Genomic DNA, 11,829 nt, shown 5'->3' with positions numbered 1-11,829 from the left:
CGAGGCGGCGTTGCCCGGCAGCCGCACCACCACCGCGGCCGGCACCCCCGGACTTGACCTGCGCGCCGGAATCGCTTGCCAGCTCCGCGATTTGGGCGTCACGGCGATCGACATCGATCCGCGTTGCACGGTGGACGACCCGGCGCTGTTCAGCCACCGCCGGGACGCGCCGACCGGGCGACTGGCCTCGCTCATCTGGATGGAGTGACGGCATGGCGGGGGACTTGCCGGCCCACGAGGATGGGGACCGCGAATCCGAATTGACGCATGCGTTGGCCGCCGTGCGATCGCGACTTGCGGCGGCCGCGGAAGCGGCGGGTCGCAATGTCAGCGAAATTGAACTTCTCCCTATTACCAAATTCTTTCCAGCAACCGATGTAGCGATTTTGTCTCGATTGGGTTGTCGGTGCGTTGGCGAATCCCGCGATCAGGAAGCCACGGCGAAGGTCGCCGAAGTCGCTCGGTTGGCCGCAAGTTCCGGGCGGGACGACTTGCGGAATATGCACTGGCACATGGTGGGCCGGATTCAACGGAACAAGGCGCGGTCGCTGGCGCAGTGGGCGCACACCGCCCACTCGGTCGACAGCACCCGCCTGGTCGCCGCGCTCGACCGGGCGGTGTCGGCGGCGCTGGCCGACGGGCGTCGCCAGGAGCCGCTGCGCGTCTATGTCGAAATCAGCCTGGACGGCGATGTGTCGCGCGGCGGCGTCGACATCACCGCGACCGGCGCGGTCGACGAGGTCTGCGCGCAGGTCGAGGACTCGCCAAGCCTGGAACTGCTCGGGCTGATGGGCATCCCGCCGCTGGACTGGGACCCCGCGCGCGCCTTCGACCTGCTGCGATCCGAGCACCGCCGGGTGCTGGAATCGCACCCGAACGCGCGGGGACTGTCCGCTGGCATGACCAACGACTTCGAAATAGCCGTCAAACATGGTTCGACATGTGTGCGTGTCGGTACCGCGCTATTGGGTCCGAGGCGGCTACCGTCACCGTGAGTAGTCACTGTAGTCACATCTTCATCACAGACACCAATATTCCCAGGGGCTAGAAGGGTTTACGCGATGAGCACACTGCACAAAGTCAAGGCCTACTTCGGTATGGCTCCGATGGAGGACTACGACGACGAGTACTACGACGACCGGGCTCCCTCCCGCGGCTTCCCGCGTCCTCGGTTCGACGATGGCTATGGCCGTTTGGAAGGCCGCTATGACGGGCGCGACTACGACGACCCCCGGGGCGAGCCGGCCGACTACCCGCCGACCGGCGGCTACCGCGGCGGTTATGCCGACGAGGGACGCTACGGCCCCGTTCATCCGCGCGACTTCGAACGGCCCGAGATGAGCCGCCCGCGCCTCGGTTCGTGGTTGCGCAATTCCACCCGCGGTGCGCTGGCGATGGACCCGCGCCGGATGGCGATGCTGTTCGAGGAGGGCAGCCCGCTGTCGAAGATCACCACGCTGCGGCCCAAGGACTACAGCGAGGCGCGCACCATCGGCGAGCGATTCCGCGACGGCACCCCGGTGATCATGGACCTGGTGTCGATGGACAACGCCGACGCCAAGCGGCTGGTCGACTTCGCCGCCGGCCTGGCTTTCGCGTTGCGCGGGTCGTTCGACAAGGTCGCGACCAAGGTGTTCCTGCTGTCGCCCGCCGACGTCGACGTCTCGCCGGAGGAGCGTCGCCGGATCGCCGAGACGGGCTTCTACGCCTACCAGTAGACGCACCCGTTCCGCCGCTGAGCAGGGTCGGCGCACGTGAGATGTGTGCCTGCACCCGAGAATCGGTACGCTGGCGCCTGACATTCGGGTCATCTCATCGGTAAGGTCGGGCCTCCAGTTGGTGCTGTTTTTTCAGATCCTTGGGTTTGCGCTGTTCATCTTCTGGCTGCTGCTCATCGCCCGGGTCGTCGTCGAGTTCATTCGCTCGTTCAGCCGCGAATGGCATCCCACCGGCCTCACCGTGGTGATCCTGGAGATCATCATGTCGATCACCGACCCGCCGGTGAAGCTGCTGCGGCGCCTGATCCCGCAGCTCACCATCGGCGCGGTGCGCTTCGACCTGTCGATCATGGTGCTGCTGCTGGTCGCGTTCATCGGCATGCAACTGGCGTTCGGCGCGGCGCAGACATGAGCCGTGCCGCACGACCGGCCCAAAGGCGGGAGACGGTTCGGCCACGTTTTAGTGTCGGTTCGGGCGCCGCAATTTAAAAATTTTAAGGATTTGGATTTTATTGGTCTTAGTGTGTGAAATTGGGTCTTATTTATTGGGCAATCGGCAACCGCCGAGTCTGGTGTGACAGGATGGACGGCAGTTGCACGACGGCAACCACTCCGTTCTACACTTTCCAGATCGTTTGACAGGAACTCGAGGGGACGAACAATGCCGCTTACACCAGCCGACGTCCACAATGTGGCGTTCAGTAAGCCGCCGATCGGCAAGCGCGGTTACAACGAAGACGAGGTCGACGCCTTCCTCGNGTCGCGCCCCCGGCGCCCCCGGCGCCCGCGGCGCCGCAGGGAACCAACGAGGAACAGGCCCTGAAGGCCGCGCGGGTGCTGAGCCTGGCCCAGGACACCGCCGACCGGCTGACCAGCACCGCAAAGGCCGAGTCGGACAAGATGCTGGCCGACGCCCGCGCCAACGCGGAGCAGATCGTCAGCGAGGCCCGTCAGACCGCCGAGACCACGGTTACCGAGGCCCGGCAGCGCGCCGACGCGATGCTGGCCGACGCCCAGACCCGCTCGGAGACCCAGTTGCGCCAGGCCCAGGAGAAGGCCGACGCCCTGCAGGCCGACGCCGAACGCAAGCACTCCGAAATCATGGGAACCATCAATCAGCAGCGCACCGTGCTGGAAGGCCGCCTCGAGCAGCTCCGCACCTTCGAACGCGAATACCGCACCCGGCTCAAGACCTACCTGGAATCCCAGCTGGAGGAGCTCGGCCAGCGTGGGTCGGCGGCGCCCGTCGACTCCAGCGCCGACGCCGGCGGGTTCGACCAATTCAATCGGGGTAATAACTAGCCGGGCGATCGTGCCGGGGCGCGCGCCAGGGTTCCAGCTCGGCACACTAGCCTGCACTAGACCTGGCAGTCCCCATCGTCGGCTGGAGGATGACCGATGCTGATCATTGCGCTGGTACTCGCCCTGATCGGGCTCGTCGCGTTGGTGTTCGCGGTGGTCACCAGCAACGAGCTGGTCGCGTGGGTGTGCATCGGCGCCAGCGTCATCGGCGTGGTGCTGCTGATCATCGACGCCTTGCGGGAACGCCAGCGTCGTGACGCCGTCGGCGAGGCACCTGACGCAGAAGACGCCGGCGACGACGAGGAAGCCCCCGTCGATTACCCCGAAGAGGTCCCCGATGAGGGACAGGACCCGGCTGCCGAGGCCGGCGTCGACGAGCCGTCGCCGGGCCCGGAAACGAGCGACGAGCCGGCGGTACCCGCCGACGGCCGCGGGGACGACCGGGCGACCTAGCCCTTTCAGCGGGTCGGCGTGCTCAGCAGCTCGCGCACCTCATCGTCACTGACCTGGCGAAAGTCCGCGTAGACCTGCCCGACGGCCTCGAACCCGGGCGGCATGGTGGCGCACACCACGTCGTCGGCTTCCCGCCCGATTTCGCGGCAGGTCGACGCGGGTCCGACCGGGACCGCCACGACGATCGATTGCGGCCCCGCGGCCCGCAGGGCGCGGACGGCGGCCAGCATGCTCGCGCCGGTGGCGATGCCGTCGTCGACCAGGATCACGACCTTGCCGCGCGGGTCGGCCAGCGGGCGCCCGCCCCGGTAGGCCTGCTCGCGGCGGTTGAGTTCGGCCGTCTCGCTGGCGATCACCTCGCGCACCTGGTCGTCGGTGATGTGCAGGTTGGAGACGACGTTGTCGTTCATCACGACGCCGCCGCCGCTGGCCAGCGCGCCCATCGCCAGCTCCGACCAGCGCGGGACCCCGAGCTTGCGCACCAGAAAAACGTCCAGCGGGGCGTGCAACGCCGCGGCGACTTCCCAGGCCACGGGCACACCGCCGCGCGCCAGCCCGAAGACCAGTACGCCGTCGTTGTCGCGGTAGGACGCCAACTCCTCGGCCAGCACGCGCCCGGCCTCACGTCGGTCGCGAAACGTGCGCGTCGCCGTTCGCCGGAGGAAGCCGCTTGGTGGGTTCATGGGTCGCATTCGGGGGCTGGTGGCCTTTTCCCAGGCTAGTCGTGCCGGGCCGCATCCGTCAGGACCGTCGCGAAGTCTATTGCGCAGCAGGCTGATTCCCGACGTCATTGCCGTACTACGTCACACGTACTAACTTGAACGATGTGGCAAGGCCGAACGATCCCGGCGTGCTGATCCTGACCAGCCTGGCGTCCGGACCNCCGCGGCGGTGCGCGAGCTGGGCGTGATCGTCGACGAGGGCGCCCGCAGGTTGGGTCTTCCGCTGGGCACCCGGCGGCCGGGCTGGTCGGTATGAACGCCGACGATGCGCGGCGGGCGCTGCGCTGGTATCCGCGGGCCTGGCGCCGCCGCTACGGCGACGAGCTGGTGGCCTTGCTGGAGGACATGTTCGGCGACGAGCCGCCGTCCCGTCGCCGCCGGATATCGCTGATGTGGGCAGGCACGACCGAAAGGATGCACGAGATGAGTCGGCGCTTTCGCAAAACGTATTCGGGCTACAGCGTTGCCTGCGCGATCGTGTGGGCCGTCATCCTGGCCACGGTGTCGTCGACGGCGGGCAGCGCCACCCGGCACACGCTCATGCTGGTTTTCGGGGGCTGGTGGATCGGGTGGCTGTCGGCGACGATCGCCAGGGCCGTCTACCCGCCGCCGAAACGGCGCGTCGGGCCCTGACAAAGGCCCAGCGGGAGCCCCTCGATCAGAAGTGGTGTCCGAGGGGGGACTTGAACCCCCACGCCCATTAGTAGGGCACTAGCACCTCAAGCTAGCGCGTCTGCCATTCCGCCACTCGGACAAGACCCAACGAGAGTTGGCAGCTAAGGCTATCGGATCGGCCCGCGCAGACCCAACCCAGCTCGCCGCCCACCGCGGGCCCGAGCCCGGCGGACCCCGCAGTGGTAGGAAAGGTGGTTGTGACCATCGATACTGGGGCCATCGACCCTGCCGATCCCCGCGACGATGTGGTCCAGGTGGTCAGCCGGTTGATCCGGTTCGATACCACCAATACCGGCGAACCCGAGACCACGCAAGGCGAGGCCGAGTGCGCGCGGTGGGTCGCCGAGCAGCTCCAGGAGGTCGGCTACTCGCCGCAATACGTCGAATCCGGCGCGCCCGGGCGCGGCAACGTGATCGCGCGCCTCAGCGGGGCGGACAGCTCGCGCGGCGCCCTGCTGATCCACGGGCACCTCGACGTGGTGCCGGCCGAACCGGCGGAGTGGACCGTGCACCCGTTTTCCGGCGCGATCCGGGACGGCTACGTGTGGGGCCGCGGCGCGGTCGACATGAAGGACATGGTCGGCATGATGATCGTGGTCGCCCGGCAGCTGAAGCGCGCCGGCATCGTGCCGCCGCGCGATCTTGTGTTCGCGTTCGTCGCCGACGAGGAGCACGGCGGACACTACGGGGCCCAATGGCTGGTCAAGCACCGGCCCGAGCTGTTCGCCGGCGTCACCGAGGCGATCGGGGAAGTGGGCGGGTTCTCGCTGACCGTGCCGCGCCGCGACGGGGGCGAACGCCGGCTGTATTTGATCGAGACGGCTGAGAAGGGGCTGTCGTGGATGCGGCTGACCGCCCGCGGCCCCGCCGGGCACGGGTCGATGGTGCACGAGCGCAACGCCGTGACAGCCGTCGCCGAGGCGGTCGCCCGCCTGGGCCGGCACCAGTTTCCGCTCGTGGTGACCGACACCGTTGCGCAGTTCCTGGCCGCGGTCAGCGAGGAAACCGGGCTGACGTTCGACCTCGAGTCGGACGATCTGGCGGGGACGATCGAGAAGCTTGGCCCGACGGCCCGCATGCTCAAGGCCGTGCTGCACGACACCGCCAACCCCACCATGCTCAAGGCCGGGTATAAGGCCAACGTCATCCCGGGCTCGGCCGAGGCGGTGGTGGACTGCCGCATCCTCCCGGGCCGCAAGGCCGCGTTCGAGGCCGAGGTCGACGAGTTGATCGGGCCGAACGTGACGCGGGAATGGATCAGGGACTTCTCGTCGTACGAGACCAGTTTCGACGGCGATTTGGTCGACGCCATGAACGCCGCGGTGTTGGCGCTCGACCCGGACGGGCGCACGGTGCCCTACATGATGTCCGGCGGTACCGATGCGAAAGCTTTCGCGCGCTTGGGTATTCGCTGTTTTGGTTTCAGCCCGCTGCGGTTGCCGCCGGATCTGGATTTCAGCGCGCTGTTCCACGGCGTCGACGAACGGGTACCCATCGATGCGCTGAGGTTCGGCACCGAGGTGCTGGCGCATTTCCTGACACACTGCTAGTCGGAAAAGAAGGCTAGTTGAATCGACGATTAGAGAGGACCGCCCATGAGCCTGCCGGCCGACCCGTATGACGCTCTGCCCAAGCTGCCGCTGTTCAGCCTGAAGTCGAACTCGATCACCAACGGCCAGCCGCTGGCGACCCCGCAGATCAGCGGGATCATGGGCGCCGGGGGAGAGGATGTCAGCCCGCAGCTGAGCTGGTCGGGATTTCCCGAGGAGACCCGCAGCTTCGCGGTCACCGTCTACGACCCGGACGCCCCGACGCTGTCCGGCTTCTGGCACTGGGCGGTGGCCAACCTGCCGGCCGAGGTCACCGAACTGCCCGACAACGCCGGTGACGGCAGCGAGCTGCCGGGCGGAGCGCTGACCCTGGTCAACGACGCCGGCATGCGCCGGTACGTCGGCGCCGCGCCGCCGCCGGGCCACGGTCCGCATCGTTACTACGTCGCCGTGCACGCCGTCGACGTCGACAAACTCGACCTGCCCGAGGACGCGAGCCCCGCTTTCCTGGGGTTCAACCTGTTCCAGCACGCGATCGCCCGCGCGTACATCTACGGCACCTACGAACAGAATTAGCCGCGATCACCCGCGAAAGTGCCACCACCGACGGTCTCACTCGGGAAGCGTGTCGGCAGTTGCACTTTCGCGGCGCGCACGGCCCCGCTCAACGAGTCGCCGCCAGTGCTCGTTGACGTGGTCGGACTGACGCTCGAGCGGGGGCTGCGGCACGCGAGCGGCGTGTACGGGATCGGCGCCGAGGAACCGCAACACCCGCGCGATCTCGCCGCGGTAGTTCGCGTCCAGATCCTCGTACCGGACTGTCAGGGCCGTGCGAGACCGGGCGCGGAAGTAGGTGGTCCACGCCGCCTGTTCGGCATCGAGGCCGCGTTCTATCCCCACGATCTGCTCGTAGGTCGGCGCGACGGCGGTGACATCGACCGCGGCGCGGCCCGCCGTGGGCCGGGAAAGGTAGAGTCCCAACGGGCGCACCCGCGTCGACGGGCCGGCGTGGCGAAACCACTCGCCCGTCGCTTCGGCGCGAAACAGCGAGATGACCTGCGCGCGCCGATCGGCGCGGACGATATTGACGAAAACCGCTGTCGGGAAGAGCATCTCGAGAATGGCCCCCGGGTCATCGCGAAAACCCAGGGCTCCCGCCAGCAGGACGACGTCGCGCCAGTGAATTTTGACGCCCCGAACCCCGTTGTCCGTCGCCGCGTACGCCATGACCTTCGCCAGATACTCGGGCCAGGAGCAGTCCGGCGGTAGTCCCAAATCCTCCTTGTACGCCCCCATGTGCTCGGTCGCGAAATACTCTTCGGGACGCCCCGCAACTCCAGTGGCGACGAGGCCGGCGGCCAGGAGCGAACTACCCGAACGCGGAGTGGAAGCGATGACGTAGGTGGCGTGTCTCATGACCTTCCTTGGTTCGGACAGGAGGTTAATCCGCGGAATCGGTCACCGCACCCCGAGATCACGATCGGTCATTCGCGGCCGCCCAACCGCCTACGGCGCGATAGCCTCGGCGATCTGCCGCGGCATGAAGTTCACCAGTTCGGGGATCAGGCCGCCGAACTCCGTCCCGCCGAGGCTAATTGTGACGAGTTGGGGCTGCAGCGGCGTCCCTGTTTCGACTTCGAGCGTCGCCGAGATCGGTTGCGGCGGAGCGAGAATCCCATCGAAGGGCATGTGCACCACGATCGGGGTGTTGGCGGGGACGATGGTGATGCCCGGGAGGAGGGGCGGGATGGCGCCGATGGTCACTGTCTCGGTCACCGGGATTGTCAGGTCGATGACCGTTTGGCCGTTGAGGAAGCCGTTCAGGGTGTAGGCCGGCAGGTCGGCGAGGGCGCCGACCGCGGCCACCCCGTTTCCAGTCTGAAGTGCCGCGCCGAACACCGTGGCGCCCGTTGCGAGGCCGTCCAGTGCGGCGATCGGCGGACCGATGATCGCGAAGCCGAGCGGAAGGGTGGACGTGTTGAGCGCACTGACGAAGTGCTGCGCCATCTGTGCGGGGATCGAGCCCGGCGGCAGCAGGTTGACAAGCGCCTGTTGCTGCGCGGCCGAGATGGAGGCCAAGGGGAGAAGGTCTCCTGCGGGGCCCTCCACCGTGTATGACGGCGCGCTGAGGAGCAACGGGTTGGTTGGGTCGACGCCGACGACCTTGATGTCGACACCGCTGAGGAAGAGGTTCAGAAACGCGCGCGGGATGCCCTGGACCGCGCCGTGGTAATCACCCGTCACGAGCGATTGCCCGGCCATCCCCATGTCGTACTCGAAGTCCGGCAAGGTTTTCTGCAGGTCCGCGCCGAAATTCTCCAGGCCCGCGTTGATCGCCTGGTTGTAACTATTCTCCTGGTTGATGAACGCCTGCATCGTGGGCGCGAAGGTCGATGTTCCCTGGATGCCGATCTGGATGTTCGCAGGAATGTTGGCCAACGCGGTGGGGAAGTTCTGTAGCTGGGCGGCCACCCCTGTTCCGACAATGTCCGCGTACCCGTTCTGGTTGCTGATGACCTGGCGCAGGGCGGGGAACGGGTCGGACTTCCAGTCGTTGACGATGGTTTGCAGGTTGGCACCGGTGTTCGCAAAGAGCGCCTGCCACGGGTCGCCGGCGGCGGAAATGGTCGTGCTGCTCGCGAACAACGCTGGCAGCAGCCTGATTTCGATCCCGTGCCATTGAGCGGTCAAAATGGAACCGATTTGCGGGGCGATTCCGCTGAAGATNGAACCGATGTGGCGGCGGAATCCGCCGGGTACCACGCAGTGGGCGCCGGCCACCGGGGGGCCCCACAAGACCCCCCCCCCCCCCCCCCCCGCCGAGGATCGGGCCCAGGCCACCGAGAATCGGATCCGCGGCCGCGGCGGGCGCGCCCATCGCGGTGGCCGCGTTGGCGATCTCGGTGCCGAGGTACGCCGCCGCCCCGCCGTTCAACAGCTTCGAAAATTGGTTATGAAACGTCGCCGCCTGGGCGCTCAAAGCCTGAAACCGCTGACCGTACAAGCCGAATAGTCGTGAGATCGCCGTCGACACGTCGTCGGCGCCGGCGGCGGCGACGCTCGTGGTGGAGCCCGCCGCGGCCGAGGTGGCTTCGTTCAGGGTCGAGCCGATCCCCGCCAAACTCGCGGCCGCCGCTGACATCATTTCCGGCGCCGCGACTAGAAAGGACATACCGACCCCCTCGACTTACGCCTTCTCGCAGACGTGACCATGTTCGCAAATGCGGGGCCTACGCGTACCCGGAATGCCGGGTTTTGACAGCTGGTTGGGCAGTCCAGCTAGCCGTTGTTGATCGACGCGGCTATCGCTTCCGGAATGGTGTTGAACAGCGTCGGGAAGAGGCCGCCGAATTCCGTGCCGCCGAGGGTGGAATTGATCGGAACGGTGATGCCCGCGACGCCGGCGGGGATTGTGACCGTGAGCGGTTCGGGCGGCGTGAGAAGCCCGTCGAAGGGGACGTGGGCCACGGCCGGTATGACGAAAGTGCCGAGCACCGGCGTCGACACCGCGATCGGCAGCGGCAGGTCGACGATGAGTTGGCCGTTGAGGAACCCGTTCATCGCGTAGGCGGGCATATCGCCGATCGCGTTCAGCATTCCCAGGACGTTGCCGGCCTGCGCGGCGGCGCCGAAGGCCGTTGCTCCCTGGGCGATTCCGTTCGCCATGGCGAACGGCGGGCCCAGTATCGCGAAGCCGAGCTGCAGCGGCAACCCGAAGACGGCGGTGCCGGCTAGGGTCGCACCGAAGCCTACGGGGTTCAAGGTCGCGCCCACGTTCACTGCAAAGTTCGCTGTGACATTTGCGTTGACGAGGGTGTCGATCGCGTTGGCGAAGTTGCCCAACATCATTCCGGGGATTGAGCCGTGCGGGACCAGGCTCGCCAGGCCCACTGGCTGCTGCCCGATGGCGGTCAGGATGGGCAGCAACTCGGCGGCCGGGCCCTCCAACCCGACGGGTCCCGCGATGGTGAGCTGGAAGTCGGGAGGTATCACAGTGACGACATTGCTTCCGATCGCCAACTGGCTGGTGTCGAATCCCGTGATGAACAGATCGATGGGGGCGTGTGCCGCGTCCTGCACCGCGCCGTAGTAATCGCCCATCTGTATCGCTTGGCCGGCCATGGCCATGTCGTTGCTGGCGGTGGGAATCGTCAGCTGGAGATCCGCGCCCATCTTGTTCAGCGACGTGCCGACCGTCCCCCAGAAGCCGGTCGTGCCGTTGACGAAGTCCTGTCCGATGGCAGCCGGGTTGAAGGTCGAAGCGCCCTGGAGGGCGAGTTGAATGTTCGCCGGCACGTTCGCCGGGAAACCCTGCAGGTCGGACGCGATCCCGCTCGCGACGATCTGCGCGTAGTGATTCTGGTTGATGACAATCTGATTCAGGATCGGGAACGGATGGCTGACGAACTGCGCGCCCATCGCGTTCAGGTCGTACACCGTCGTCTCGCCCAGCACGGTGTACGGGTTGGGGTAGGGAACCGTGCCCGCCGGTGGCGGCCCGAAAAGCCCTGGTAGCAAGGAATTCAGTAGTCCCTGCAGTAGCGGCACGTCCTGGACGAGCCCGGGCACGATCCCGAAAACGTTGGTCGGCGTTATTCCGTTGACCAGTTCGTTGGAGAAGAAATTGCCGACGTCCAGTCCGACGCCGTTGAGGGTCGGGCCCAACAGGGCGCCGAGGGGCCCCGAGGTGAGGCTCAAGCCCGGGGTCAAGTTGCCGAGGTTGAACGGCCCGGTGAAGTCGCTCAGGGTGGGGAAGGCACTAAGGATCGCGGGGTTGAAGAATTGCGAGCCGAAGCCGTTGGCGAATTGGGTTCCGATGCTGTTGAAGCCGCCCAGGAGTTGGCTTAACCCGCTGCTGAATCCGCCGAGCAGCCCGCCCCCGCCCGAACCGCCGCCGACCAAGCCACCGAGCAGACCGCCGCTGCCGCTCGAGCCGCCCAAGCCGAGGAGCCCGCCGAGCAGCGGCGTGGACGCGGCCGCGCCGCTGACGCCGCCGCCCATGGCCTGCTGGGCATTGGCCATCTCGGTGCTGAGGTAGGCCGCCGCCCCCCCATTCAATACGCTCACAAACTCGCTGTGAAATGCCGCCGCATGAGCGCTGATCATCTGGAATTGCTGCCCGTAGGTGCCGAACAGTTCCGAGATGGCGAGCGACACGTCATCGGCGGCAGCGGAGGTGATGCCGGTGGTCTGGCCCGCGGCAACCGCGGTGGCCTCTCGCAGTGTGGAGCCGATGCCCGCCAAATCGCCGGCGACCGCTCCCATCGTCTCCGGCGCGGCAACTACAAAGGACATCGTCGTCTCCCCTCGAAGACTCACCCCAATTTGGGAACTACGTCATGCCAGTCACAACGTTCACTAAATTGTGACGCACTAAACCCGTGTTCGTGTGCTGTTTCTAGCAGCTCG

General features: G+C 66.9%; 12 protein-coding genes, 1 tRNA gene and 3 pseudogenes. 10 read left to right on the top strand and 6 right to left on the bottom strand.

The genetic code is table 11. From position 1 onward, the window contains the following. The 6 genes and pseudogenes from BN4348_RS43150 to BN4348_RS43125 all read left to right on the top strand — a co-directional run. On the top strand, positions 1-208 hold a 208-nt coding region (locus BN4348_RS43150), incomplete at its 5' end, for a laccase domain-containing protein (RefSeq protein WP_211145719.1). Positions 209-212: 4 nt separating this feature from the next. Beyond that, complete coding sequence (locus tag BN4348_RS43145) at positions 213-995, top strand: YggS family pyridoxal phosphate-dependent enzyme (protein ID WP_066913337.1); 783 nt, start codon at positions 213-215, stop codon at positions 993-995. 66 nt (positions 996-1,061) lie between these two features. Further along, on the top strand, positions 1,062-1,718 hold the full coding sequence (locus tag BN4348_RS43140; RefSeq protein ID WP_066913333.1) for a cell division protein SepF: 657 nt from the start codon (positions 1,062-1,064) through the stop codon (positions 1,716-1,718). 118 nt (positions 1,719-1,836) lie between these two features. Then, positions 1,837-2,130 carry a YggT family protein gene (locus BN4348_RS43135; protein ID WP_066913331.1) on the top strand — a complete coding sequence of 98 codons (294 nt, stop codon included), beginning with the start codon at positions 1,837-1,839 and terminating at the stop codon, positions 2,128-2,130. Between the two features lie 249 nt (positions 2,131-2,379). Beyond that, a pseudogene (locus BN4348_RS43130) lies at positions 2,380-3,020 on the top strand (DivIVA domain-containing protein). A gap of 96 nt (positions 3,021-3,116) precedes the next feature. Next, positions 3,117-3,473 (top strand): hypothetical protein, encoded by a 357-nt coding sequence (locus tag BN4348_RS43125; RefSeq protein WP_066913330.1) that lies wholly within the window; start codon positions 3,117-3,119, stop codon positions 3,471-3,473. 5 nt (positions 3,474-3,478) lie between these two features. Here the strand turns inward: BN4348_RS43125 and BN4348_RS43120 are convergent. Then, a pseudogene (locus BN4348_RS43120) lies at positions 3,479-4,219 on the bottom strand (phosphoribosyltransferase); the annotation flags it as partial. A gap of 228 nt (positions 4,220-4,447) precedes the next feature. On the opposite strand from BN4348_RS43120, the gene BN4348_RS43115 reads away from it, so the two are divergent. Next, positions 4,448-4,828 (top strand): hypothetical protein, encoded by a 381-nt coding sequence (locus BN4348_RS43115; protein WP_084454195.1) that lies wholly within the window; start codon positions 4,448-4,450, stop codon positions 4,826-4,828. A 32-nt stretch (positions 4,829-4,860) separates the two neighbouring features. Here the strand turns inward: BN4348_RS43115 and BN4348_RS43110 are convergent. Beyond that, a tRNA-Leu gene (locus tag BN4348_RS43110) sits at positions 4,861-4,949 on the bottom strand. A gap of 118 nt (positions 4,950-5,067) precedes the next feature. Here BN4348_RS43110 and BN4348_RS43105 point away from each other — a divergent pair. Then, positions 5,068-6,420, top strand: a complete 1,353-nt coding sequence (locus BN4348_RS43105; protein ID WP_066913354.1) for a M20/M25/M40 family metallo-hydrolase — start codon at positions 5,068-5,070, stop codon at positions 6,418-6,420. A gap of 45 nt (positions 6,421-6,465) precedes the next feature. Next, entirely contained in the window at positions 6,466-6,996 is a 531-nt protein-coding gene (locus tag BN4348_RS43100) for a YbhB/YbcL family Raf kinase inhibitor-like protein (RefSeq protein WP_066913327.1), read from the top strand. A 36-nt stretch (positions 6,997-7,032) separates the two neighbouring features. On the opposite strand, the gene BN4348_RS43095 is transcribed toward BN4348_RS43100, so the two are convergent. Both BN4348_RS43095 and BN4348_RS43090 read right to left on the bottom strand, forming a co-directional pair. Then, complete coding sequence (locus BN4348_RS43095) at positions 7,033-7,836, bottom strand: Stf0 family sulfotransferase (RefSeq protein WP_066913325.1); 804 nt, start codon at positions 7,834-7,836, stop codon at positions 7,033-7,035. Positions 7,837-7,926: 90 nt separating this feature from the next. Further along, positions 7,927-8,796, bottom strand: a complete 870-nt coding sequence (locus tag BN4348_RS43090) for a hypothetical protein (RefSeq protein ID WP_096866147.1) — start codon at positions 8,794-8,796, stop codon at positions 7,927-7,929. Here BN4348_RS43090 and BN4348_RS61475 point away from each other — a divergent pair. Next, a complete protein-coding gene (locus BN4348_RS61475) occupies positions 8,783-9,103 on the top strand; it encodes a hypothetical protein (RefSeq protein WP_235852953.1) in 321 nt (106 codons plus the stop codon). The genes BN4348_RS43090 and BN4348_RS61475 overlap by 14 nt on opposite strands. A gap of 267 nt (positions 9,104-9,370) precedes the next feature. Here the strand turns inward: BN4348_RS61475 and BN4348_RS61470 are convergent. Further along, a pseudogene (locus BN4348_RS61470) lies at positions 9,371-9,562 on the bottom strand (PE family protein); the annotation flags it as partial. 137 nt (positions 9,563-9,699) lie between these two features. Beyond that, positions 9,700-11,715 (bottom strand): PE family protein, encoded by a 2,016-nt coding sequence (locus tag BN4348_RS60810; RefSeq protein ID WP_084454194.1) that lies wholly within the window; start codon positions 11,713-11,715, stop codon positions 9,700-9,702. Positions 11,716-11,829: the final 114 nt, after the last annotated feature.

Source organism: Mycobacterium interjectum (assembly GCF_900078675.2).
GTDB classification, from domain to species: Bacteria; Actinomycetota; Actinomycetes; order Mycobacteriales; family Mycobacteriaceae; genus Mycobacterium; species Mycobacterium interjectum.
The sequence above is the reverse complement of the archived record's forward strand: the minus strand, read 5'-3'. Positions and strand labels throughout refer to the sequence as shown.

What these genes read in the sequence shown, in the direction of transcription:
- BN4348_RS43145 (WP_066913337.1), top strand. Translation starts at nt 213, where the DNA reads ATGGCGGGGGACTTGCCGGCCCACGAGGATGGGGACCGCGAATCCGAA.
- BN4348_RS43140 (WP_066913333.1), top strand. Translation starts at nt 1,062, where the DNA reads ATGAGCACACTGCACAAAGTCAAGGCCTACTTCGGTATGGCTCCGATG.
- BN4348_RS43125 (WP_066913330.1), top strand. Translation starts at nt 3,117, where the DNA reads ATGCTGATCATTGCGCTGGTACTCGCCCTGATCGGGCTCGTCGCGTTG.
- BN4348_RS43115 (WP_084454195.1), top strand. Translation starts at nt 4,448, where the DNA reads ATGAACGCCGACGATGCGCGGCGGGCGCTGCGCTGGTATCCGCGGGCC.
- BN4348_RS43100 (WP_066913327.1), top strand. Translation starts at nt 6,466, where the DNA reads ATGAGCCTGCCGGCCGACCCGTATGACGCTCTGCCCAAGCTGCCGCTG.
- BN4348_RS43095 (WP_066913325.1), bottom strand. Translation starts at nt 7,836, where the DNA reads ATGAGACACGCCACCTACGTCATCGCTTCCACTCCGCGTTCGGGTAGT.
- BN4348_RS61475 (WP_235852953.1), top strand. Translation starts at nt 8,783, where the DNA reads ATGAACGCCTGCATCGTGGGCGCGAAGGTCGATGTTCCCTGGATGCCG.
- BN4348_RS43090 (WP_096866147.1), bottom strand. Translation starts at nt 8,796, where the DNA reads ATGCAGGCGTTCATCAACCAGGAGAATAGTTACAACCAGGCGATCAAC.
- BN4348_RS60810 (WP_084454194.1), bottom strand. Translation starts at nt 11,715, where the DNA reads ATGTCCTTTGTAGTTGCCGCGCCGGAGACGATGGGAGCGGTCGCCGGC.